A 23,985-nucleotide genomic window follows, 5' to 3' on the forward strand; every position below is an offset into this window, starting at 1 on the left:
ACAACAACGTAACTATATAACATTATGGAGTTCTCATGACGTCGCTTCGCTCCCTTGCCGCAAGTGCAGTACTTTCGCTTGCGCTGCTGCCACTCTGGTCAGCGCAGAGTTTTGCCTCGCCGCGCGTGGTCGCCTCGATCAAGCCGGTTCACGCGCTGGTCGCCTCGGTGATGGAAGGCGTGGGCACGCCAGACCTGATTGTCGGAGGCGCCGCCTCGCCGCATGCCTATGCGCTCAAACCCAGTCAGGCAAAGGCGCTGGAAAATGCCGACATGATCTTCTGGGTCGGGCATGAGCTCGAGAGCTTTCTTGAAAAGCCGATCGAGACGATCGGGTCCGGCGCCCGCGCAGTGGAACTGATGGATGTGGACGGTCTCAACCAGCTGCCATTCCGTCAGGGCGGCCCGTTCGAGGTGCATTCCCATGCCGATCATGCGGATGGCGATGATGCGCACAAGGGCGAGGACCACGCCGAAGCCGGCGGCGAAGACCATGACCATGACCATGATCATAATCATGATCATGATCACCATGAAGGCGGCTTCGACGCCCATCTCTGGCTTGATCCGGAAAACGCCAAGGTTTTCGTCAGCGCAATCGGCGAGGCGCTGTCGGAAAAAGACCCTGCAAATGCCGCCACCTATGCCGCCAATGTCGCCCGGACGAACCAGAAGCTCGACGCGCTGATCGAAGAGGTCAACGCTACCCTAGCCCCGGTGCATGGCAAGCAGTTCATCGTCTTTCATGATGCCTACCAGTATTTCGAAAAGCGCTTTGACATGGAGGCCGCCGGCTCGATCACGGTCAACCCGGAGGTGCGTCCGAGCGCGGAACGGGTTTCGGCAATTCAGGACAAGGTGCGCGAGCTCAATGCCGTCTGCGCATTCTCTGAACCACAGTTCGACAGCCAGTTGATCGACGTCGCCATTGAAGGCACTGAAGCCCGCACCGCCGTTCTCGATCCCCTCGGGGCGACGATTGACGATGGGCCGGAGCTCTATTTCCAACTGATCCGCAACCTTGCCACTTCAATGCACGACTGCCTGCAGGATCGCTGAAACTGATCTCCTGCCACGTCAATCAAGGATAGAGCTTGCGGAACCATTGTGGATTTCGCAAGTTCCCTTGAACAGGTCCCTGCGCAGGTTGGCGGGACTGGCCATATCGGGTATCCGGCAGCCTTGACGGGCCGGACAAGCCCGGGGTCTGATCAGGCGTAGACAGGAAATTGACACTATGAGCGGATTGCTAGCCCTTCTCGATGACGTCGCAGCATTGACCAAGCTGGCAGCAGCGCAACTCGACGACATCTCGGCGCAGGCAGCCAAGGTCGGCGTCAAGACAGCCGGGGTGCTGATTGACGATACCGCGGTCACACCGAAATATGTGCAAGGCCTGCCAGCTGCGCGCGAATTGCCGATTGTCTGGAAAATCGCGCGCGGATCGCTGTTCAACAAGCTCGTCATCCTGCTGCCGATCGCGATGCTGCTTAACGTGTTTGCGCCGTGGCTGCTGTCACCCTTGCTGATGTTTGGTGGCGCTTATCTGTGTTTTGAAGGCGCCGAGAAGATCTGGCACATATTCCACCCCGAACCTGTCCCGGTAGATACCGACAAGCCGATCGATCATGCGCATCTCGAACAGCAACGGGTCAGCGGCGCAATCAAGACTGACTTCATCCTCTCGGCTGAGATCATGACCATCGCGCTCTCATCAATTGAGGCCGACTCGATCTGGATGGAAGGCATGGTGCTGGCGCTGGTGGCCGTCGGTATCACGATAGCGGTCTATGGCAGTGTAGCGGTGCTGGTGAAGGCCGATGATGTCGGCTTGAAAATGGCACAGGGCGCCTATTTTGAGGCAACACGCAGCCTCGGCCGAGCCATCGTGCGCGGCATGCCAGCCTTCATGGAAACTGTCGCCAGCATCGGCACCGCTGCGATGCTGTGGGTTGGCGGATCCATCATCATTCACGGTCTCGAGACCTTCGACATCAACGCGCTCGGTCATTTTGTCCAGGACATGTCTGCCAAGGTTCGCGATGCGGTATCCATTGCGCCGGGTTTCCTCGGCTGGGCAACGGAAGCAGCGATAAGCGGGGTCTTCGGCTTGGCGGTGGGGCTGGTTCTGCTGGCGATCATGGGGCTTGGGTCACGCGTGTTTAAGCGCGGCTGACCGGCACGAAAATCTGCTCCGCGACAGTCGCCAACCTTAACAGTTGGCTCATTACTATGACGTGCCGGCCATTGAAGCGGAACTTCCAAGCAGCCATCTGCGTTGTACCGATAAGTTGCCTGATCACGAAGCTGCATTCCTCCTAAAAGGCGTTCCGGCATTCAGGCCCTGACCTCCCAATCACATGAGGCGCGTCGCTGCCCCGCCTTCCAACGGCAAGTCACTTCGCGTCGATTGCAGATCGCACAGGATACCCATCATGAAAGCCGCAATTATCAAAGATTATGCCACTGACGTCGTCATTGGCGATGTCGATACGCCGAAACTCAATGCTGATTCCGTGCTGGTAGAAGTGCATGCAGCGAGCCTCAATCCGATCGACAACATTGTTCGCGCAGGTTACCTCAAAGACATGATCCCAGTCTCGTTCCCGTTTGTGATGGGCTATGACGTTTCGGGCATCGTCACTGAAACCGGCGCCGACGTGACAAAGGTCAAGGTCGGTGATGCTGTTCATGCCCGTCCAAACCAGGACGATGCCGGATCGCTGGCCGAGTTTGCCCGGATCAAGGAAAACGAACTGGCGCTCAAACCTGAAAGCATCAGCCATGCAGAGGCTGCCTCAATCCCGCTGGCCGGACTGACCGCCTGGCAGGCTTTGGTCGACAAGGCAGACCTCAAGGCCGGCCAGAAAGTCCTGATCCATGCCGGGTCGGGCGGTGTTGGGACGCTGGCGATCCAGATTGCCAAGCATATCGGCGCCCATGTCGCCACAACCACAAGCGCCAGGAATGCTGATCTGGTGCGCTCACTCGGTGCCGACGAGGTGATCGACTACAAGACCGAGAGATTTGAGAATATTGTCTCGGACTACGATGTGGTGTTCGACATGATGGGCGACGACATCATGGCCCGCTCCTTTGGCGTTCTCAAGAAGGGCGGCATTCTGGTTTCGATCAAGGGACAGGACACCGACAACCTAGCCGAAAAGCACGGTGTCCGATTTGAGTGGTTCCTCATGTCGCCCAGCGGCGAACAGCTGTCCCAACTCGATGCCTTGATCGACAAGGGCGTCGTCAAGCCGGTGATCGACAGCAGCTACAAGCTCGCTGACATTTCGGCAGCCTATGACAAGCTGGCCGACGGACATGCGGTCGGCAAGATCGTCGTCGCCGTCAAGTAACTCACCTGAAATCTATCGCCTTCGTGGCCTGCGGGCCCTTGTGTCAAAACTGGACACTTGGGCCTTTTTGGTTCATTCGCCCGGTGAAAGCTCCGCTTGCCGGACCTTTCGCCTGTCCAGCTCGTCCGCTTCACGCAGTTCCGCGTCGAGCCGTCGCTCCTCTTGTGCGGACGGTGTGGCAAACCTGGCCAGCAGCAGGTAGGCCACCGGGGTCAGGAACAGCGTCGCGATCATGGCCAGACCGAGACCGCCGACGATGACCCAGCCGAGCGCGATGCGTGCTTCAGCCCCTGCCCCGAACGCCAGCAGCAATGGCACGGAACCGAGCACGGTCGAGATCATGGTCATCATCACAGGCCTGAGCCGGATGTTGGAGGCCTCCTCGATCGCAGAACGGATGTCCATGCCACGATTGCGCAGCTGGTTGGCGAACTCGACAATCAGAATGCCGTTCTTGGCCATGACGCCGACCAGCAGCACAAGCCCGATCTGGCTGTAGACATTGAGCGAGCCGCCGGTCATGGCCATCGCGAAGATGGCGCACGCGAGCCCCAGCGGCACCGTCGAGATGATGATGAAAGCACTGACGAAGCTTTCGAACTGAGCCGCCAGCACCAGCAGCACGACGATGATGGCAATGCCGAAGGTAATCAGCATGTCATTTGAGGACTGATCCAGCGTTGCCGCCTCGGCGAGCGGGATGATACGCACGCCTGCAGGCATCAGCGGTTCGGCAATTGTGACGGCTTCGGACCAGGCGTTGCCGAGAGCAAAAGAAGGTGACAGCCCGGCCGTGATCGAGACCGACCGCATCTGGCTTTCGCGCCTGAGATCTGGAGCAACAGCCTTTTCGGTCAGCGTCGCGATTGTCGACATCGGCACGATGCGGCCATCGCCTGCCTTGAGATAGATCGATTCGAGATCAGTCGGATCGTTGATCGGGTTGTTGGTAGACATCAGCTTGACCGGATACGAGCGGTCTTCGATGAACACCTGAGCCACTTCGCGGCCGTCGAGCAGGGCCTGCAGGGCTTCTGCCAGACCGTCGATATTGACACCGAGATCAGAGGCGCGGGCGCGATCGATCTGAACCGAAATCTGCGGCTGGGTGGTCTCGTACGATAGCCGGATCTGGTTGAAACGGGGATCCTGTTCCAGCTTGGTGACCATCTGCTGGCCAACATCGCCCAATTCATCATAGCTGTTGCCGACAAAGGCAAATTGCAAGCCGTTGCCTGCGCCGCGAATGCCCAAGCTGTTGGGCTGAATGGCGAAAGCACGCAAGCCCGGAACTGTTGCCACCGCGCGATTGAGCTCGGCGACAATATCGGCCTGAGAGCGCACCCGCTCACCCCAGGGAGCAAGGGTCAACACCATGAAGCCGTTGTTTGCTGAGCCACCGGTTCCGGCGATGGCAAAGATGTTGCGCACCTCGCCACTGTCGCGCAGCGGAGCCACCAGACGCTCGATCTCGGTCATGCGGGCACGGGTGTAATCCAGGCTGACGCCCTGCGGTGCCGAAATCCGGATGAGGGCCACCGCCCGGTCTTCCGGCGGCGTCAGTTCCTGTGGAATCGTCGGCAGCAGCGCCAGCGCCGAACCCGCTGCCAGCAAGGCAATCACAATCACGACCAGCGGCGCATCCAGCGACTTTCGCAGCAGAGACGCATACTGTTTTGACATGTAAGTGCCGAAAGCCACGAAACCGCTTTCCTTGTCGGATGCCTTCGACATATCGCGCCGCTTGATCAGCCTTGACGCCAGCATTGGACAAAGTGTGAGCGCAACGACGCTCGAAATCATCACCGTGAAGGCGAGTACAAATCCGAACTCGGTGAACAGCCCACCCGCCTGACCCGGCAAGAACGAGATCGGAATGAAGACTGCGGCAAGCGTGGCGGTGGTGGTGATGACGGCGAAGAAAACTTCGCGGGTGCCGATGACGGCCGCAGCGCGCACGCCCATGCCTTCATTGCGCTTGCGAACGATGTTCTCGAGCACCACGATGGCGTCATCGACCACCATGCCGGTGGCAAGCACCAAGGCCAGAAGCGTGAGAATGTTGACCGAAAATCCCGCAAGCCAGATCGCCGCGAAGGCACCGATCAACGACACCGGAAGCGTGACGGCAGGAATGAGTGTTGCCCGCCAATCGCGCAGGAAGAGGAAGATGATGGCGATGACGATGAGCACCGCGAGGATCAGTGTATTGCGGACCTCATCAATAGCACCACTGATGAAGGTGGCGTCATCGCTGGTCACCCGAATATCCACGCCCTCAGGCAGGATTGCCTGAATGGCCTCGGTTGCGGCGCGAACCCCTTGTGAGATCTCAAGCGTGTTGGACGCGGACTGGCGAATGATGCCCATACCCAGACCGGTGCGGCCATTGGCGCGCAGAACCGAATCGCCGGGGTCGGCACCGAGCGTCACATTGGCGACATCGCGGAACCTGATCCGGTCATTGATGTAGAGATCTTCAAAACCTTCCGGCGTGGTGACATCAGCCGTCGCGCGGACGACGATGTCGGAGGTCTGGGCGGTCAGCGAACCGGCAGGGACATCAAGGGCGACATTGCTCAACGCGCTGCGTAGGTCGGCAAGCGTCAGGCCAAAGGCTGCAAGACGAGACTGGTCGACATCGACACGGAAAATTTTCTCGCGGTCACCATAAACATTGACGTCGGCGACCCCGGGGACAGCCGCCAGGCGGTCGACCACCAGATCCTCGACAAGAATGGTCATGTCCTGGACATTGTAGCGGTCGGACGTGACGGCCAGCCGCATGACCGGGTCGGAATTGGCATCGGCCTTGACGATGCGCGGATCATCGGCGCCATCGGGCATGTTGTTGGTCACGCGGCCGAGCGCATCACGGACATCGGATGCCGCGACATTGAGATCAGTGCTGTCGCTGAATTCAACCGTCACGCGGCTGCGCCCCAGCGTCGACGTTGACGACATGGAAGCGACGCCCGAGACCCGCGCCACGGCCCCCTCGACTATGGCGGTCAGTTCACGGTCTACTGTTTCCGGCGAGGCGCCGGTGAAACCGGTCGTCACTGTGATCACCGGACGGTCTACATCTGGCAATTCCCGGATTTCGGCGCCGTAGAGACCTGCAAGGCCTGCAACAACAATCAGAAGGCTGATGACAATCGCCAGCACGGGGCGGCGAACCATGAGGGCTGCGCCTCCGCCTGTTTCCGGCGATACGTCCGGCTCTGACACATCGATGAGCTCTTCGTCACGCTCGCTCATGCGCCACTCCCTGTGCGGGTTTTTTCAGTTGTCGATCGCTGAGCCGTCGGCTCCTCGCTGGATCCCTGCTCTTCATTGCCGCCCGGCTTCTCACTGCCGCCAATGACGTTGACAGCGGCGCCGGGCCGGACGCTCTGCACGCCTTCCGTCACAACTTCATCGCCTGCCGCCAGATCAGCCTTGACCAGAACAGAATCGGAATTGCGCTGAATGATGGCAACGTCGACCCGGGCCGCCTTGCCATCCGTCACCTGCCAGACATAGGCGCCGGTGGAATCCCACTGGATCGCCAGCGGATTGACGGCGGGCCAGCGGTCCCCCTCAAATGCAACGGTCACCTCAAACGACATGCCGGCGCGCAGTGTGTCTTCCGGGTTGGCGATCTGGGCACGCACACGCAAGGTGCGGCTTGCCTCATCGACGCGGTTGTCGACCGCGAAAATCTCGCCGCTGAAACGTTCTCCCGGCCGTGAGCTGGCGCTTGCGGTAACAGCCTTGCCCACTTCCATGCCCGACGCGAACCGCTCTGGCACAAAGAACTCGATCAGAATCTGGCTGCGGTCATCAATGCTGGCGATCTCGCTTTGGCTGGTAATATAGTCGCCCGCGTTGACGGCAAGGATGCCAAGCGATCCGCTGATCGGCGCGGTGACAGTGCGCCGGGTCAGGTTGAGTTCGGCTTCCCTCAGCGCCACCTCTGCCGTGCCAAGTGCGTTCTGCGCCTGGTCGGCCTCCACACTGGAGGCGGCACTACTGGCAACAAGGCTCTGAAGACGATCAACCTTGGCCTTCGCATCGCTGACGGTGAGCTTGGCACGTTCGACAGCAAGTTCTTCCTGTGCGGCATCAAGGCGCATCAGCACATCGCCGCGCTCAACCTTGCCGCCCGGGCGCACCGGGATGTCGGCGATCTGTCCGGAAACAAGCGCCCTGACCGAAACCGACCGCACGGCCTGGCCGGTTCCGATGGCGGTGAGTTTGTCGTTGACGATGCCATCGCTGACCGGCGCAACAACAACAAGCGCCTCGCGTGCCCCCCTGGATCGGCCCGGGCCGCCTGCCTGCTGCCCGCCAGAAGATCCCCCCTTCGCCGCGTCTGCTGCGGGCGGAAAGAACGATATCCGTTCCAACCCGTTGCGGACAAGAACGTCATGCGCACCGGGGTAGGCCCAGGACCACGTCACGAATGCGACGGCGATCAGGACAAGCGAGACCAGCAGTTGTTTCCAGAGTTTCAAATTCGTATCTTTCAATAGGGCTCAGCGAGACCCGTGACCAACACATCTCGCCTGCTCGACTGCGGTCCGGATCAGGCATGCCAAAAGCTTCTGCTGCAAATCAATTACTTCACGCATGGAACATAGCGCGCTGCTCGCGGAATTCACGTTACCATTTAGACAGATTTGGAAAATTCGAAACACCGTTTTTTCATGGATCGAGGCAATCTACCGCAGACCCCGACTGCATTGGAACCACCGGCAAGCAAGCCTGCGCCATCAGGTCGGGCCCATGAGACATGGCGGCACAGCGTTGGCTCTGCCAGCCTCGTCTCAGTCGCTCGTGTCGGGACCGCGCATTCTGAGCGACACCTGCACCATCGCGATAGCGAGTACCGACAGCCCGACACAGATCCAGAAAGCATTGACGCCAATCACACCGAAAGCGATGCCAAAGCTCGAGACGACCAGGATCGAAAATCCCTGCATCATGACGCCAAACAGGCTCTGCGCTTCGGCAGAGATGTCTTCGCTGGTGCGCTTGGCTATGAAATAGAGGCATCCGAGATAGGAAAACGTGAAGGTCACGGCTTGACCAAGCTGCATCAGCACGATCACCCAGAGCGGTGGCGACAGGGTCATGCCGACCCATCGCAAGATTGAGACTGCGCCGGCAATCAGAATGAGAACGCGGGCTGGAAAGCGGATGTTAATGCGTTTCCAGGCAAACATGGTTGCAGCTTCCGCGGCCGCGCCAAGTGCGATCAAGGCGCCGATGGTGGTTTCCGATAACCCCTGCTGCTTCCAAACCAGCGACGAGAACGCGTTCATGACCATGTGATTGGAAAACAGGATGGCGCCGGCAATCACCGGCAACAAGACCCAAGGCTGGAACGTGGCAATGACTTCGCGCGACAGGAAAGTCCCTTCCGGCCGCGTGCGGGGCTGATCGGCATCGCGCAACCTCGGCAGGCCAACCGCAGCCAGGAACCGGATCAAGCAGGCAGCGGCCATCAACCAGACAAAAGACGATGCGCCAAACCAAAGGATCAGGTAGCCGGTGGCAAAACAGGTGGTGAGAAAGCCAACGGTCCCCCAGGCCCGCGTCGCTCCGAATGAAAAGCCGAGCCGCAACGACATTCGCATGGTCGCCGCATCGGCGACAGGGCCGATCAGCCCGGCGGGCACTGTGGTCATGGTCCAGATAAGAAGGATCATCCAGAATCCTTCTGCAAAACCGAGCAAAAGCGAGAAGACTGCTGCCAGACCGGTGCCAATGAGGATAGCCTGCTTCCAGTCTGACGCCCGGTCGGCCAGGCGGCCTACAAATACGCTGAACAGCAGCATGCCGGCCATGGGCAACGTGTTGATCAACCCGATCTGTGCATCCGTGATCCCCTGCTCGTTGAGCCAGATCGGCAGATAGGCAACGGTAACCGCAGCCGGCAGAAATGTCAGAATGTAATAACGGGTTGCCGCGATTTTCGGCTTTGCCATGGCGATACGGCTCCAAAATGGAAGCTGATTGGTGAGACTCATCGCCAAACCTGATTTCGGTTTAATTCATCCCTGACAGCAACTCCATCGAAACCGCACGGAAACGCACACATGTTTGGTCATCTGCTTGATGACCAGGGGTTGTCATTGCCGGTGTGTCTCGCGACTGTCATTGGGTGCCTCGTCCCTGTCATGCAGGCCGTAATCGCGCAACACATGCGCCACGCGAAGCCGGTAATCGGCAAACACGCCCGCCCTGCCCCGCGACTGGGCATTTCGGTGCGCATTCATAGTTCGCCAGCGCATGACGGCTTCCTCGTCGCGAAAAAACGACAGCGACAGGAGCTTGCCCGGAGTGGTGAGGCTTTCGAAGCGTTCGACCGAAATGAAGCCGTCGACCTCTTCGAGCATCGGACGCATAAAGGCAGCAATTTCAAGATACTCGGTGCGGCGTCCGTCCGCCGGCTCAACTTCGAAGATGACCGCGATCATGGCCGCACCAGCGCGGCATGCGGGCCGGAGGCAAGCTTGAAGAATGTCCGGTCCTCGCGCAGCAAGAATTTCTCGCGCTGGGCGAATTCGTAGTTCTCGCGGCCCAGCGGATCCTGAGACAGACGCTGCCGGTATGCCTCATAGGCGGCAAGGTTTTCGATGCAATAGACCCCGTAGGCCAGTGTCGAGGAGCCTTCGTGCGGGCTGAAATAGCCGATCAGCTCGGCACCGCATCGCGGTATGGCCTGCCCCCAGTTGCGGGCGTATTCCCCGAACTGCGCTTTCTTTGTCGGGTCGATGTGGTAGCGGATAAAGCAAGTGATCATCACGGTCTCCTTTGTGCGGAGACATCCATGCCACGTTGACGAGCGCTAATGCTTCGATTAGCATCGAAGTATGAAGGAAGGTCCGGACATTGCCCAGCTGGGCGCGCTGATCGGTGATCCGGCGCGCGCCAACATGCTCACCGCGCTGATGGCCGGTGGGGCCCTGACCGCGAGCGAACTTGCGGCCGAGGCCGGCGTGACAGTGCAGACGGCAAGCTCCCACCTCAAGAAGCTCGAAGCCGCCGACCTGCTGATCCAGCGCAAACAAGGCCGGCATCGCTATTTTGCGCTTGCGGATGATGATGTCGGCGCACTTCTCGAAACCATGATGGGCCTTGCCGCACGGCGAGGGCTGACGCGCACACGGACCGGCCCCAAAGATCCGGCGCTGAGGAAAGCGCGGGTCTGCTACAACCATCTGGCGGGAGAGCTTGGTGTCGCGCTTTATGATGGCCTGATGGCCTCGGAATTACTTGCAGAAATTGACGGCGAGCCGGTTTTGACGCCGGCTGGCCATTTGCGGATGGAAGGGTTCGGCATCGACATGGTGGCACTCGAAGCCCAGCGGCGGCCCCTGTGCCGGTCCTGTCTTGACTGGAGCGCGCGGCGCACACATCTGGCCGGTTCGCTTGGACAGGGCCTGCTTTCCCGCTTTGAAAGCCTTGGCTGGGCCAGCCGCGAACCGGCGTCACGGGTGGTGCAATTTACGGCTCACGGCGAGACGGAATTGTTGGCTGCCTTCTGCCCGCAAGAGTGACAATTCAGGCTGGAACCTGCGCCGGCGCGTACTGCGCGACACCTGCGCCAAAGCTCCAGTCGAGCGAGGTGTTTTCGGTCAGCACGACCATTATATCCTCCGGCCTTAATTGAGCCCTCGCCTGCGCCAGCCGCACGATCTCACGGTAAAGCGCCTGCTTCTGGATCTCGGTCCGCCCCATGCGGAAGGTGATTTCCACGATCACCGCCTCCTGGCTCCGCTCGACACCCAGGAAGGCGTGATCGACCAGCAGGCTTGTCGCATCAAGCCGGTGAACGACATGAAACAGGTCATCTGACGGCACGTTGGCATGCTCCACCAGCGCCTGATGCACGGCGGTGCGCAATCCGGCGATCCGGTCACCCGAAAGCGACTGCGGTATATTGAACTTGACCAGGGGCATTGTCGTCTTCTCCATGAGGTTTGATTGCGTTCGAAGGGGCCTTCGCGGACAGGTCGGCCGTTTTCTTATGCCGTTTCAGGCCGCCCAGAACGCTGCATCGTTCTTCTGGCGAGCACTCCGGCCGGTCAGCCTGTTCCAGACTGCAGACATCGCACTGTTGATGGCTTTGGTGCGCTCTTGATGGGCGCGCTCCCTGTACCGGTAGTAGTCAGGCGCAGGATTGATCGAATGGGAAGATAGGTGCGGGATCTGATGGTTGGGGCTCGACATGGCTGTCTCCTTCAAGCTTTCGTCCGTGGCGTTGAAGAGAGTTGTATTATTATTGCGGAAGATGATAATCTTCGTTTGATGATCAACACTCCGGAATACCAGTCATGAATAGGATCGCAGCATCCGACGAGATCGGCATCTTCGTGCGGGTGGTGGAGCGCGGCGGCTTCGCCGCTGCTTCCGAGGAAACCGGGCTGACGCCATCCGGCGTCTCCAAGGCTGTAACGCGGCTCGAGGACCGGTTGGGCGTCAAGCTTTTGCAACGCACGACCAGGCGGCTGATGATGACTGCGGAGGGCGAAACGCTGCTGGTGCGGGGCCGCGAGATCCTGGCTGCAATCGAGGCGACGGAGGCCGAGGTCATGGCCGCGCGCGGCAAGCCGAAGGGCACGATCCGGGTCAGCATGGGCACGGCCTACGCCAAGCATCGGCTGGCGCCGGTGCTGCCAAAATTCAGGGAGCTTTACCCCGAGATCGATCTGAATGTCTCAGTGGCTGATCGGCGCGTCGACGTGATCGGCGAGCAACTGGATGTGGCGATCCGCACAGGTCCGCTTACCGATTCAAGCCTTGTGGCGCGTCGGCTTGGCGAAGCCAGGCGCATCATTGTCGCAAGCCCGGCCTATCTTGCCCGGCATGGCGAGCCGCGACAGGCGTCCGACCTCAAGAACCACGACTGCCTGCTCATCACCGGCTTTGCTCGCCTTTCCGAATGGCCACTCATGGTTGAGGGCAAGGTGACACCGGTAGCAGTCAAGCCGGCGGTCACATGCGACAATGCCGACATTCTGGCGGAAATGGCCTTATCCGGCCTTGGCATCGCCCGTTTGGCAAGCTTCGTCATCGAAGATGCAATCGGGGACGGACGGCTCAAGCCCCTGCTGGTTGATTGCCACGCCTCAGAGCCGGTACCGATCACCGCACTGATGCCGCCGGGACGCCAAAATCTGCCCCGCGTGCGGGCCTTCATCGATTTCCTACTCGAACACACCCCGGAGCCCGTTCGCTGAACGAGGTCAGTTCAATGTGTGGTCAAGAATTACGCGGAAGCGTCAATCAGGCGAGTTCGTCCGCCAGATCTAGGTGTGACGGAGTATCGTCGACATCCTGTCGCGAAGATGTCTTGATCAATTCTGGTACGGGAAGTGCTCTGATTTCGGGTTTGGCTAAGAGATAGCCCTGCATCAGATCGACGCCAAGATCACACAGGACATCGAACTCCGCCTGTGTTTCCACGCCTTCGCAGACCGTGTCGATGCCAAGATCATGCAGCATGTTCAGGCTGTGGCGAAGTATGGTCCTCTTGACCGACGACTGATCGATGTCCCTGATCAAGTCCATATCCAGCTTGACAATGTCCGGCTGGAATTTAGCGAGAAGATCAAGTCCTGCGTAGCCCGCGCCAAAGTCATCAATCGCCGTCTTGAAACCCAGATTGCGGTAGGCGTGCAGAATATTGAGCAGATGTGCCGTATCGACGCGTTCCGCTTCGGTAAACTCGAACATGATCCGTTCGACCGGGAAACCGGTCCGCATTGCGGTTTCCAGGGTCAGCTTGATGCAGGCCTTGGGTTCATAGACCGCGTTCGGCAAGAAGTTGATCGACAGATAAGAGTTCTCTCTGGCGAGATCGAGCTCGGTTGCAAGCTCGATCGCCGTCACTCTGCATGTCTGATCGAAAGCATAGCGATTGGCGTCTGTGACCTGCGACAGGATGGCACCGGCACCCGCGCCATCAACGCCGCGCAAGAGCGCCTCGTAGGCGAAGATCGTGTTTTTGCGAACGTCCAGTATCGGCTGGAAAGCCATGGTAATCGGAAGCTCGAATCTTGCACCGTCACGGCACGCCTGGCATTTCATCCTGTCTGTCATAATGCTCTCTCAAATGCGTTTTGACTGCACTGTAAGCAACGAACCATTAAAAGACCGTGTGAGTTGCGAATGGCGCTCAGACCAATGTGAAGCCGCCAAGACAGAATTGGGCTTACCGGGTTTTCAATCAAAAGAGGGGATCAGTTTTGAGCCATCTCGGGAAGAAGCCTGGAAATTCTGGTCGGAGTGAGAGGATTCGAACCTCCGACCCCGTCGTCCCGAACGACGTGCGCTACCAGGCTGCGCTACACTCCGTGACCAGCGGCTGGCTTATAGACCGGCATAATCGCCGCCACAAGCCCCCGGCCCTTCAAAATCCGCGCTGAAGGAGGATGATTTTACCGGCGTCGCAGATGCCCGAACTGCCTCTGCCTTGTTTGGGCTATTTGCCATCTTCCGAAGGAGGTGTCTGGGGGGTGTCGGTCTTGTCCTCAAGCGGCGCATCAGCCTGGCCGGACAGGAAAAAACCCCAGCCGACATAGGCTGAAAGCGCCAGAAACAGCATCATCCAGCCTGAGGAGCCCGAGAAGAACTCAACCACGGTCCAGACCAGAAGAAGCACGAAAATGATGATCCGTCGCGTCAGCGGCCGGTAAAACGGATGACCAAAATCAACCAGTGCCCATCTCATGAGTTCGTCCTTCCAAAACATATGCTGGCTTGCAGCGAGGAGCTGACGTTGCAGGCCTCCCCCGGACACTTGCCAGTGTCCGGACACAAAAGCCGATCACCGGCGCGGGGTCAACAACCGATGATGCGGTTTTCCGCAGGCAGGTGAAGGCAGGTTTCTCCACGTTTTATTTTATATTTGCGATATTACATATAAGCGCCTATATGCATCACAACCAGACACCGGGCCATTGATCTCGCGCAATGACAGTTGATCCTTGCTCGATCATGGTCGCTCCGGTGTCCGCGTGCCCCGACCCTATGAAATGAGGCAATCTATGAAAATGCTCAGCTTTGCGCTTCTTGTCTCCGTCTCCGCCAGCATTGCGCAGGCCGAGACCCTGACGCTGTCGCCGACCGAAATCACCGAATGGAAAGCCGTTCAGGCGCGGGTCGAATCGCGCGACATCGTTCCAGCGCGGGCACGGATCGGCGGGGTAATAGAGGAACTGACGATCAGCGAAGGCGATCTGGTGACAGCGGGACAGCAGCTCGGTCTGGTCAAGGATGAGAAGATCGCGTTCCAGATCGCGGCACTTGACGCCCAGCTCGCGGCTTTCTCCGCCCAGCTCAAGACAGCAGAAGCAGAATTCACACGTGGCGAGACACTGATGAGCCAGGGCGTTGTCACACGGCAGCGGCTGACGCAGCTTTCGACCGATGTCGAGGTCACACGCAACCAGATCGCCGCAACGCAGGCCCAACGGGCTGGACTGACCCAGCAGGAAAGCGAAGGCGCGGTTGTTGCGCCTGCAGACGGGCGGGTGCTGACAGTTCCCGTCTTTCGCGGCTCGGTGATCATGCCGGGCGAACCTTTGGCAACGATCGGTTCGGGCGGCTTCTTTCTCAGGCTCGCCGTGCCAGAACGCTTTGCCGGCAACCTGCAGACAGATGCCAAACTTCGCATCACAATGGCCACCGGGGAAGCCTTTGGGCGGCTCGCCAAGATCTATCCGCAGATCGATAATGGAAGGGTGATCGCCGATGTCGAGGTCGACAAGCTCGACACCGCATTCGTCAACGCCCGCATCCTGGTTGAAGTACCGATCGGCACCCGCACCGCGCTGCTGGCACCCATCGACGCGGTGACGAGCCGCCACGGCCTCGATTTCATTTCGGTTGAAGATCACAACGGAACAGCGGTTGAACGGACGGTTATCCTGGGCGCGGCCCAGGACGGCGACAATGCCGGGCTCGTTGAAGTGATCAGCGGCGTATCCGCCGGCGACAAGGTGCTGCGGCCATGAAAACCAAAGATTCCGGATTGGGAATTGCGGGCCAGCTGACGCGCGCCTTCATCACCTCCCCCCTCACCCCGCTGTTCCTGCTGGCGGCCTTCGCCTTCGGCATCGTCGCACTGCTGACGCTGCCGCGCGAGGAAGAGCCGCAGATCTCGGTGCCGATGGTCGATATCATGCTCAGCGCGCCGGGGCTCAAGGCCGATGATGCAGTCAAGCTGGTCACCGAGCCGCTTGAGACAATCGTCAAGAGCATCGACGGCGTCGAGCATGTCTATTCGCAGACATCGGACAACAAGGTGCTGGTCACCGCACGTTTCATCGTCGGCACGGAAACCGATTCCGCCATTCTCAGGGTGCATGACAAGGTGCGCGCCAATCTGGACAGGATCCCGGTCGGCATACCCGAACCACTGATCGTCGGGCGCGGCATCGACGATGTCGCCATTGTCTCGCTGACACTGACTCCGTCCGCGGAAGCCGGAGACACGGTGTCTGCCACGGACCTGACCCGCGTTGCCCGCGAGCTCAGAACCGAACTCTCCAAGATCGACAATGTCGGGCTGACCTATCTGGTCGGTGACACCGACGAGATCATCCGCATTGCGCCCGACCCCAAAAGGCTGGCGCTGAACGGCGTGACGCTGCAGCAACTGGCGGCCAAGGTCAGTGGCGCAAACCGCGCCTTCCCTGCGGGCGAAGTCACCATCGATGGCAAGTCAGCCGAGTTGATGGTCGGCGAAACGCTTTATGCGCCGGCCGAGATCGGCAATCTGCTGATCACCACCCGTGACGGGCGTCCCGTCTACGTGCGCGACCTGGCCGAGATCTCATTCGCCACCGACAGCACCGCGCGGATCGTCGCAACAGTGACGCATTCAGAGGACGGAGTGGAAGGCGGCATCGACCGCAAGCCCGCCGTGACGCTCGCGATCGCAAAGCGCGCCGGCGCCAATGCGGTGCTGGTTGCCGAGCAGATTCTGGAGCGCACCGAGGCGCTTGAAGGCTCGCTGATACCCGATTCGATGTCCGTCGAAGTCACCCGCGATTACGGCGAGACCGCCAATGAGAAGGCCAACGAGCTGCTCTACCATCTGGGGCTTGCGACAGTTTCGATCATACTGCTGGTCTGGCTGGCTATCGGCTGGCGCGAAGCGTTGGTGGTGGCGATCGTCATTCCGGTGACGATCCTGCTCACGCTGTTCGCATCGCGGGTGATGGGCTACACGCTCAACCGCGTCTCGCTGTTCGCACTGATCTTTTCCATCGGCATTCTGGTTGATGACGCCATCGTGGTGATCGAGAACATCGCCCGTCACTGGGGCATGGGTGATGGCCGCGAACGCAAGCAGGCGGCGATCGAAGCCGTGGCCGAAGTCGGCAACCCGACCATTGTCGCCACCCTGACGGTGGTCGCGGCGCTGCTGCCAATGCTGTTTGTGTCGGGCATGATGGGCCCCTACATGAGCCCGATCCCTGCCAACGCCTCGGCAGCCATGGTTTTCTCGTTCTTCGTCGCCGTCATGGTCACGCCATGGCTGATGCTGAAGATTGCCGGCCCTGCACCGATGCATCACGGTCCCAGTGAAGGCGAACAAGCCGGAGGCGCGCTTGGCAAGATCTATCGTGCCGTGGCGCGGCCGATCCTGTCGAGCAAGACCAGCTCGTGGATCTTTCTGCTTGTCGTCGGCGCCATGACGCTTGCCTCGCTGTCGCTGTTTTATACCAAGCATGTGACGGTCAAGCTCTTGCCATTCGACAACAAGTCGGAACTCTCCGTGGTGATCGACATGCCCGAAGGCACCACGGTGGAAGACACCGACGCCATCGCCCAGGCCGTGGCCCGCGAAGCGCTGAAGCTTGAGGAAGTCAGGTCGACCCAGACCCATGCGGGGACTGCTGCACCGTTCAACTTCAACGGACTGGTGCGGCATTCCTTCCTGCGCTCGGAGAGCCAGATGGGCGATGTCGCGCTCAATCTGACCCCCAAGGGTGAACGGGACCGGTCAAGCCATGATATTGCGCTGGATATCCGCGCCCGCATTTCGAGCATTTCGCTGCCGCAAGGCGCCAGCCTGAAAGTTGTCGAACCACCGCCGGGCCCGCCTGTGATGGCGACGCTGCTGGCGGAAATCTATGGTCCGGATGCCGAGACCCGACGCGCGGTGGCGAGACGAGTCGAGGAGGCATTCCGTTCGGCAAACTTCATCGTCGATATCGACAATTCCTGGGGCCAGCCGGCCGACAGGGTGAGGGTGAAGATCTCGACCGACGAGCTGGAATTCTTCAAGGTGCAGGAACAGGACGTGTTCGACACCATCTCGCTCCTCAACACCGGTCAGACTGTGGGCTATTCGCACCGGGGCGGCGGCCGCACGCCGATTGCCATCCGCCTCGAACGCCCGCGTTCGGAGCGTGTGGTCAATGAGAGTTTCCTGACGACGCCGATCCCAGCCAACGTGCTGCCGGGTGACCGCAGCATCGTGGAACTGGGTGACGTGGTGAATGTCTCTCGTGAGACTTCATCCTTTCCGGTGTTCCGCCACAATGGCCGCGCGGCTGAAATGGTGATGGCCGAAATGGCCGGCGACTACGAAGCCCCGCTCTACGGTATGCTCGCCGTGCAGGATGCGCTCGACGCGATGGACTGGACCGGGCTTGAAAAGCCGGTGATCGCGCTGCACGGCCAGCCCGCCGACGAGCAAGCATCGACGGTGCTGTGGGACGGCGAATGGGAAGTCACCTGGGTCACCTTCCGTGACATGGGTGCCGCCTTTGGCGTGGCCCTGCTCGGGATCTACATCCTGGTGGTGGCCCAGTTCGGCTCGTTCAAGGCGCCGCTGGTCATCCTCACCCCGGTGCCGCTGACCTTCATCGGCATTCTGATCGGCCACTGGCTGTTCGGCGCGCCGTTCTCGGCCACTTCGATGATCGGCTTTATCGCGCTTGCCGGCATCATCGTGCGTAACTCGATCCTGCTGGTGGATTTCATCCGTCATGCCCATGTGCCGGGCACGCCGCTAACACCGGTGCTGATCGAGGCCGGCGCAATCCGCTTCAAGCCGATCATCCTGACAGCGCTCGCGGCAATGATCGGTGCGGCGGTGATCCTGACCGATCCGATCTTCCAGGGCCTAGCGATTTCGCTGTTGTTCGGTCTCGCCTCATCGACGGCGCTAACCGTGCTGGTGATCCCGGCGATCTACCGGGTGCTCAGGACCTGAGCCGGACCTTTGCACTGCAAACTTGACCCTGCTTCCGCCCGTCACTTCGACGGGCGGAATGCTTTCAGGACCTCGTCACGGGTCTCGATCCGCCCTGCCCCGATCAGATCGAGACAGAACGGAATGGCGGGAAACACCGCCGTCAGGCAGGTGTCGATCGAGCCCGGCTTGCCCGGCAGATTGACGATCAGTGTCTTGCCGCGGGTGCCTGCGGTCTGACGTGACAGGATTGCGGTCGGCACCTGTTCCAGGCTCACCTTGCGCATCAGTTCGCCAAAACCGGGCAGTTCCTTTTCCATCACCGCCTTCATTGCTTCAGGTGTAAGGTCGCGCGGCGATGGGCCGGTGCCGCCGGTGGTCAGCACCATGTCGACGCCATCGACATCACAAAGACGGACCAGCGTGTCGCGGACGCTTTCAAGCCCATCAGGGATAACATGTATGTGGATCTCAGCCGGGCTCGACATCACCCGTTCGAGCCAGGCCTTCACGGCTGGACCGCCCAGATCCTCGTATTCGCCGCGGCTGGCGCGATCGGACACGGTGAGAACGGCAATGCGAACGGTCATGACGGTGGCTCCTGGGGAATCAATGAGATGCGATATCTGCCGCAACAATCACCAGCTGGCAAAAAATGGCAACCACGCAAGAGGTTGCCTTGCTCCAATGCTGCTCGGGCCAGACAACACGCCCGATACACGCGCAGCCGATGCGGATTGTGGGAAATCTGACCTTTCTTTCTTATTCCTTCGTTAAATATTTAAGGAAATACTTAATCGCAAGAATACATACCCACAAAGCAACGTTGATAAATGCAATGTCAACAACCGCAGAGCAAATAGCCTGCCAATAACACTTATCGTAACGATAAATTGCTTCTTGGCATTGTATCCCATTTTGGATGGGAGGAGGAATTTATGATTTCGACCTTTGGCCTCACCAATGATTGCAAGAGCATCATGGAAGCCCTGTCACGTTCGCAGGCGATTATCCAGTTCGACATGACCGGAAAAATTCTGACTGCAAACAAGAATTTCTGTGCGGCTTTGGGCTATGATCTCAAGGAAATAGCCGGCAAACACCACAGCATGTTTGTTGATCCCCAAGAGGCGGAAAGCGCTGAGTACAAGGAATTCTGGCGTGAGTTGGCTGCAGGCAAGTTCGAGCGCCGGCAGTACAAGCGATTTGGCAAGAATGGCCGCGAAATCTGGATTGAAGCGTCCTACAATCCTGTCTTCAAAGGCGACAAGCCGGTCAAAGTCGTAAAGTTCGCGACCGACATTACCGCGAGCAAGCAGAAGTCAATCGAAGATGCAGCCAAGCTATCGGCAATTTCGCGCTCGCAGGCTGTGATCGAGTTCACACCGGATGGCAAGATCATCACGGCGAATGAAAACTTCTGCAGCACACTGGGCTATGATCTTTCCGAAGTCGTCGGCAAGCATCACAGGATATTCTGTGATCCGGCCTACACCAAGACGCCGGAATACGAATTGTTCTGGCAGGAGCTTGCTGCCGGCCGGTTCTCGTCCAACGAGTTCATGCGATTGAGCAAGACGGGCAAGGAAGTCTGGATCCAGGCCGCCTATAACCCGATCCACAATGACAGGGGCGAAGTCGTCAAGGTTGTGAAATTCGCTACTGACGTGACAGCCCGCATGACGGCAATCTCACACCTTGCCAGTTCGCTTCAGGCATTGGCGGGCGGTGACCTTACCCGCACGCTGGAGACGCCCTTTGTTCCGACGATGGAAAAGATCCGTCAGGATTTCAACGACGTGCTTGCGGAATTGTGCACGACCATGAAAGCGGTCGAAGCGAATGCCCGCAGCATATCATCAGGCTCAAGCGAAATTCGTTCGGCGACGTCTGACATGGCCAAGCGCACAGAGCGACAGGCTGCTTCGGTGGAGGAAACAGCGGCAGCGCTTGAAGAAATCACCACCAATGTTGGCGAGGCCACGCAAAATGCCGCCGCATCCGCCACTCTCGTCGCCGAAACGCGGTGTGATGTGGAACGATCAGGCGAGATCGTGACCGAGGCAGTGACCGCGATGAGCCTGATTGAAGCATCGTCGCAGCAAATGTCCAAGATCATCGGCGTTATCGACGAGATAGCCTTTCAGACCAATCTGCTCGCGCTCAACGCCGGCATCGAAGCGGCCCGCGCAGGCGAGGCCGGACGGGGCTTTGCCGTTGTCGCCCAGGAAGTCCGAGAGCTGGCGCAACGCTCGGCGAGCGCCGCAAAGGACATCAAGGAGCTCATCAATTCATCGAGCGAACAGGTCAAGTTCGGCGTATCGCTTGTCGACAAGGCGGGACAGTCACTGGGCGAAGTTGTCGGGAAAATCCAGAGTATCGACCTCAACATCAAAGCCATCGCAACCAGCGTGCACGAACAATCCGCCGGGCTCCGGGAAATCAACGAAGCGGTCAACGTGATTGACCAAGGAACCCAGCAAAACGCAGCCATGGTTGAGCAGACAACTGCTTCGACCCACGGCCTGGCACAGGAGGCCGAGGCGCTGTTTGAGCTGATAAGCCGCTTCCAGCTCGGCAATGCTCCGGATACCCGTTCAGTTAAGCCGCACCTTCGGGCAGTCGGCACGCCTGCCCCCTCCTCACGTAAATCCAGCTCTCCGCAACACGAGCTCACCGCTCATGTGAGTGCCAGCTTTGGCGGTGCAGCAACCACTGCCAAGGCAGAAAACTGGACAGAATTCTGAGAAGACCGCTGGAAGGCGACGTGCTCGTCCACTTGTCCGCAGCGCCCATCCAGTTGCCATGACGAGCCAGCCCGAATGCTCGATGATCAAGCCCGGGCAGAAGCCTTGATCATCTCGGCGGCTTTCTCAGCGATCATGATGGTAGGAGCATTTGTGTTGCCCCCGATCAAGGTTGGCATCACCGAGGCGTCGACAATGCGCAATCGCCGAACCCCTTGCACTTTAAGCTCGGGATCTGTCACGGCCATGTCATCACGCCCCATGCGGCAGGTGCCGACGGGATGGTAGATGGTGTCTGCCCGCGCCCTGATATGCCGCATCAATTCGTCATCATCCATGCCCTGCCGGGTATAGACTTCCCTGAGCCGATACTTGCTGAGTGAAGGTGCATCCATGATCTCGCGGGTGATCCTGGCGCCCTTGAGCAGAAGCTTCGCGTCGCGATCATCGGAGAGATATTTCGGATCAATGCGGGGCCCGCGCATCGGATCAGGACCATCGAGTCCGACCTCGCCACGGGAATGGGGTCTGAGCACACAGACATGGCACGAATAGCCATAGCCCATGTGCAGCTTGCGGGAATGATCATCCACCAGACCCGCGACAAAATGCAATTGCAGATCGGCCCGATCCAGACCTGGATCGGACTTGAGGAAGGCTCCACTTTCCGCACCTGGACTTGCAACAAGGCCGGAGCCGTCGCGCCTCCAGTCAAGGATTTGGCGCAGCAATTTGTAGGCGCCTATCGCGCCCAAGCCCAACACATCGGTATCGCGGGTCTTGGCGATGTAGATGTAGTCGAGATGGTCCTGGAGGTTCTGGCCAACCCCGGGAAGGTCCTTTAGGACTTCGATGCTGCGAGACCGAAGGTGTTCGCCAGGGCCTATTCCAGACAGCATCAGGAGCTGCGGCGAGTTGAACGTGCCGCCACAGAGAATGACCTCGGCACGCGCCCTCGCCGTCTGTTCCATATTGCCTTTGCGGTATGTTACGCCGACCGCACGGGTCCCTTCCATCACCACCCTGGTGGCATGGGCGCCGGTGATCACGGTCAGGTTGGGCCGGTTCATCACCGGATGCAGATAGGCGGCGGCGGCCGAACAGCGCTCGCCCTGCTTGCCGTCCTGCCAGAACTGGGTGACCTGATAGAGGCCCGCACCCTCCTGCTCCGGCCCGTTGAAATCATCGTTGCGGCGGATCTGTACTTCCGCCGCCGCGTCAACAAAGGCTCGGCTGATCGGGCGCGGACTTTGCTGCTCTGCCACCTGCAAAGGTCCGGTGTCACCGTGCAGTTCATCGGCACCGCGCACATTGCGCTCGGACTTTCGGAAGACCGGCAGCACATCCGACCAGCTCCAGCCATCGCAACCGGCCTTCGCCCAGTCATCGTAATCGGAGGGATGGCCGCGAACATAAAGCATGGCGTTCATGGCGCTCGAGCCACCAAGCGTACGCCCTCGTGGCTGGAAGCCGCGCCGACCGCCAAGCCCGCGCTGCGGAATTGTCTCAAACGCCCAGTTGTTGATTTTTGGCCGTCCCGGAAGCATCGCCAGGATACCGAGCGGCGCGCGAACCAGAATGCCTTTGCCGTCACCTCCCGCTTCGAGCAGACAGACCTTGATCGCTGCGTCCTCGCTCAATCGCGCGGCAAGCACAGAACCTGCGGATCCGCCGCCGACAATGACGTAGTCGAATTCCATAAAAGCCTCCTCCCAAAGACCGTCAGGAAACGAGACTAGAATAGAAGCAATCGATTTCAAACAGGAGTTGACGCAAATATCTCAAACGGAAGCTGCCAAAGGCTTTCGCCCGTGTGCCTATGGTCTAGAAGCCGGCGCGTTCCGACAGCCGGGTCAGGTCGGGCACGGTGACATGGCGGTTGTTGACGATGCGGATAACGTCGTCCTTGCGCAGCTTGGTAAGTTGTCGACTGACGGTTTCCATGGTCAGGCCAAGGAAATCAGCGATATCGACACGGCTCATCGGCAGATCAAAGGAGACCCATTCTTCTTCATTGTCCGGAAACGCGTGGGTGGCGATCAAGAGAAGAAAACTGCCGACTTTCTCGCCGGCGGTCTTGCGACCAAGCGTCAACATCCAGTCGCGTGCTTCATCGAGTTCGGTCAGGGTTTGCTCGAGCAGCTTGTGCTCAAGTTCAGGCATTTCGCCGATCATGCGTTCGATCGCAACCTTGGGGAACGAACAGACCTTCACATCCGTCGCGGCCTCGGCACTCACACCGTTTTCCTTGCGGAACGGACGGCCCAGAAAATCCGGCGCGAACTGCAGGCCCACGATCTGCTGACGGCCATCAGCCATCATTTTCGAGAGTTTGACCACCCCCGAAATGATGTTCGAGTAGCTCTTGGTCTGCAGGCTTTCACCAACCAGCTCCGTGCCCGGCTCCACCGTGCGTCTGGTCGAATGCTTGCTGAGTTGCAGAAGCTGGTCACTGGTCAGCGCCCCACAAACGCCGCGATGGCGGCTCTCGCAAGCCTGACAAAGCACCGGTGTTTCCGAATTGTGAACGTCTTTACGTTGGATATCCATGAGTCTCCCCAATCGAGCATACACTACTTCAACGCGTATCGCTAAAATAGAAACATGATGTCGCAGCTACCCATTTTCAGCACTTTTTACATCATCTTGTGCAATTTCGCAGCCGAGAATGCTGA

Annotated in this window: 20 protein-coding genes and 1 tRNA gene; 8 read left to right on the forward strand and 13 right to left on the reverse strand. The window is 59.4% G+C overall.

All coding sequences use genetic code 11. From position 1 onward, the window contains the following. Window positions 1-35 precede the first annotated feature (35 nt). The 3 genes from znuA (at window position 36) to WNZ14_RS17920 (ending at window position 3,358) form a co-directional block, all read left to right on the forward strand. Window positions 36-1,058 carry a zinc ABC transporter substrate-binding protein ZnuA gene (gene znuA / locus WNZ14_RS17910; protein WP_342869975.1) on the forward strand — a complete coding sequence of 341 codons (1,023 nt, stop codon included), beginning with the start codon at window positions 36-38 and terminating at the stop codon, window positions 1,056-1,058. A gap of 178 nt (window positions 1,059-1,236) precedes the next feature. Continuing rightward, window positions 1,237-2,175, forward strand: a complete 939-nt coding sequence (locus tag WNZ14_RS17915; RefSeq protein ID WP_342869976.1) for a DUF808 domain-containing protein — start codon at window positions 1,237-1,239, stop codon at window positions 2,173-2,175. 259 nt (window positions 2,176-2,434) lie between these two features. After that, window positions 2,435-3,358, forward strand: coding sequence for an NADP-dependent oxidoreductase (locus tag WNZ14_RS17920; protein ID WP_342869977.1), 924 nt, complete (start codon window positions 2,435-2,437; stop codon window positions 3,356-3,358). Window positions 3,359-3,430: 72 nt separating this feature from the next. On the opposite strand, the gene WNZ14_RS17925 is transcribed toward WNZ14_RS17920, so the two are convergent. From WNZ14_RS17925 to WNZ14_RS17945, 5 genes are all read right to left on the reverse strand, one after another. After that, window positions 3,431-6,541, reverse strand: coding sequence for an efflux RND transporter permease subunit (locus WNZ14_RS17925; RefSeq protein WP_342870275.1), 3,111 nt, complete (start codon window positions 6,539-6,541; stop codon window positions 3,431-3,433). 74 nt (window positions 6,542-6,615) lie between these two features. Then, window positions 6,616-7,857 (reverse strand): efflux RND transporter periplasmic adaptor subunit, encoded by a 1,242-nt coding sequence (locus WNZ14_RS17930; protein ID WP_342869978.1) that lies wholly within the window; start codon window positions 7,855-7,857, stop codon window positions 6,616-6,618. A gap of 312 nt (window positions 7,858-8,169) precedes the next feature. Further along, a complete protein-coding gene (locus WNZ14_RS17935) occupies window positions 8,170-9,333 on the reverse strand; it encodes an MFS transporter (RefSeq protein WP_342869979.1) in 1,164 nt (387 codons plus the stop codon). A gap of 144 nt (window positions 9,334-9,477) precedes the next feature. After that, window positions 9,478-9,825 (reverse strand): antibiotic biosynthesis monooxygenase, encoded by a 348-nt coding sequence (locus WNZ14_RS17940; protein WP_342869980.1) that lies wholly within the window; start codon window positions 9,823-9,825, stop codon window positions 9,478-9,480. Next, entirely contained in the window at window positions 9,822-10,151 is a 330-nt protein-coding gene (locus WNZ14_RS17945; RefSeq protein ID WP_342869981.1) for an NIPSNAP family protein, read from the reverse strand. Before WNZ14_RS17945 ends, WNZ14_RS17940 begins: the two co-directional genes overlap by 4 nt. Window positions 10,152-10,221: 70 nt before the next feature. Between WNZ14_RS17945 and WNZ14_RS17950 the strand changes: the two genes are divergently transcribed. Continuing rightward, complete coding sequence (locus WNZ14_RS17950; RefSeq protein WP_342869982.1) at window positions 10,222-10,908, forward strand: winged helix-turn-helix domain-containing protein; 687 nt, start codon at window positions 10,222-10,224, stop codon at window positions 10,906-10,908. A 4-nt stretch (window positions 10,909-10,912) separates the two neighbouring features. Here WNZ14_RS17950 and WNZ14_RS17955 read toward each other — a convergent pair whose 3' ends face one another. Next, window positions 10,913-11,311 carry a tautomerase family protein gene (locus WNZ14_RS17955; protein ID WP_342869983.1) on the reverse strand — a complete coding sequence of 133 codons (399 nt, stop codon included), beginning with the start codon at window positions 11,309-11,311 and terminating at the stop codon, window positions 10,913-10,915. A gap of 75 nt (window positions 11,312-11,386) precedes the next feature. After that, the gene (locus WNZ14_RS17960) at window positions 11,387-11,581 is read right to left on the reverse strand and encodes a hypothetical protein (RefSeq protein WP_342869984.1); all 195 of its coding nucleotides are present in this window, start codon (window positions 11,579-11,581) and stop codon (window positions 11,387-11,389) included. A 104-nt stretch (window positions 11,582-11,685) separates the two neighbouring features. Between WNZ14_RS17960 and WNZ14_RS17965 the strand changes: the two genes are divergently transcribed. Continuing rightward, window positions 11,686-12,591 carry a LysR family transcriptional regulator gene (locus tag WNZ14_RS17965; RefSeq protein ID WP_342869985.1) on the forward strand — a complete coding sequence of 302 codons (906 nt, stop codon included), beginning with the start codon at window positions 11,686-11,688 and terminating at the stop codon, window positions 12,589-12,591. A gap of 46 nt (window positions 12,592-12,637) precedes the next feature. Here WNZ14_RS17965 and WNZ14_RS17970 read toward each other — a convergent pair whose 3' ends face one another. The 3 genes from WNZ14_RS17970 to WNZ14_RS17980 all read right to left on the reverse strand — a co-directional run bounded on the left by WNZ14_RS17970 (window position 12,638) and on the right by WNZ14_RS17980 (window position 14,084). Beyond that, complete coding sequence (locus WNZ14_RS17970) at window positions 12,638-13,453, reverse strand: EAL domain-containing protein (protein WP_342869986.1); 816 nt, start codon at window positions 13,451-13,453, stop codon at window positions 12,638-12,640. 178 nt (window positions 13,454-13,631) lie between these two features. Further along, window positions 13,632-13,708: transfer RNA gene (locus WNZ14_RS17975), tRNA-Pro, on the reverse strand. A gap of 127 nt (window positions 13,709-13,835) precedes the next feature. Continuing rightward, on the reverse strand, window positions 13,836-14,084 hold the full coding sequence (locus WNZ14_RS17980) for a hypothetical protein (RefSeq protein WP_342869987.1): 249 nt from the start codon (window positions 14,082-14,084) through the stop codon (window positions 13,836-13,838). 316 nt (window positions 14,085-14,400) lie between these two features. Between WNZ14_RS17980 and WNZ14_RS17985 the strand changes: the two genes are divergently transcribed. Together WNZ14_RS17985 and WNZ14_RS17990 are read left to right on the forward strand one after the other, a co-directional pair. Beyond that, entirely contained in the window at window positions 14,401-15,369 is a 969-nt protein-coding gene (locus WNZ14_RS17985; RefSeq protein ID WP_342869988.1) for an efflux RND transporter periplasmic adaptor subunit, read from the forward strand. After that, the gene (locus WNZ14_RS17990; RefSeq protein ID WP_342869989.1) at window positions 15,366-18,584 is read left to right on the forward strand and encodes an efflux RND transporter permease subunit; all 3,219 of its coding nucleotides are present in this window, start codon (window positions 15,366-15,368) and stop codon (window positions 18,582-18,584) included. The genes WNZ14_RS17985 and WNZ14_RS17990 overlap by 4 nt, the downstream gene beginning before the upstream one ends. 41 nt (window positions 18,585-18,625) lie before the next feature. On the opposite strand, the gene mog is transcribed toward WNZ14_RS17990, so the two are convergent. Beyond that, complete coding sequence (mog, locus tag WNZ14_RS17995; protein ID WP_342869990.1) at window positions 18,626-19,153, reverse strand: molybdopterin adenylyltransferase; 528 nt, start codon at window positions 19,151-19,153, stop codon at window positions 18,626-18,628. 348 nt (window positions 19,154-19,501) lie between these two features. Between mog and WNZ14_RS18000 the strand changes: the two genes are divergently transcribed. Further along, complete coding sequence (locus WNZ14_RS18000; protein WP_342869991.1) at window positions 19,502-21,310, forward strand: PAS domain-containing methyl-accepting chemotaxis protein; 1,809 nt, start codon at window positions 19,502-19,504, stop codon at window positions 21,308-21,310. 86 nt (window positions 21,311-21,396) lie between these two features. Here WNZ14_RS18000 and WNZ14_RS18005 read toward each other — a convergent pair whose 3' ends face one another. Together WNZ14_RS18005 and WNZ14_RS18010 are read right to left on the reverse strand one after the other, a co-directional pair. After that, on the reverse strand, window positions 21,397-23,010 hold the full coding sequence (locus WNZ14_RS18005; RefSeq protein WP_342869992.1) for an FAD-dependent oxidoreductase: 1,614 nt from the start codon (window positions 23,008-23,010) through the stop codon (window positions 21,397-21,399). A gap of 124 nt (window positions 23,011-23,134) precedes the next feature. Next, a complete protein-coding gene (locus tag WNZ14_RS18010) occupies window positions 23,135-23,860 on the reverse strand; it encodes a Crp/Fnr family transcriptional regulator (protein ID WP_342869993.1) in 726 nt (241 codons plus the stop codon). Window positions 23,861-23,985: the final 125 nt, after the last annotated feature.

It is taken from the genome of Hoeflea sp. AS60, assembly GCF_038900115.1.
Lineage (GTDB): Bacteria > Pseudomonadota > Alphaproteobacteria > Rhizobiales > Rhizobiaceae > Hoeflea.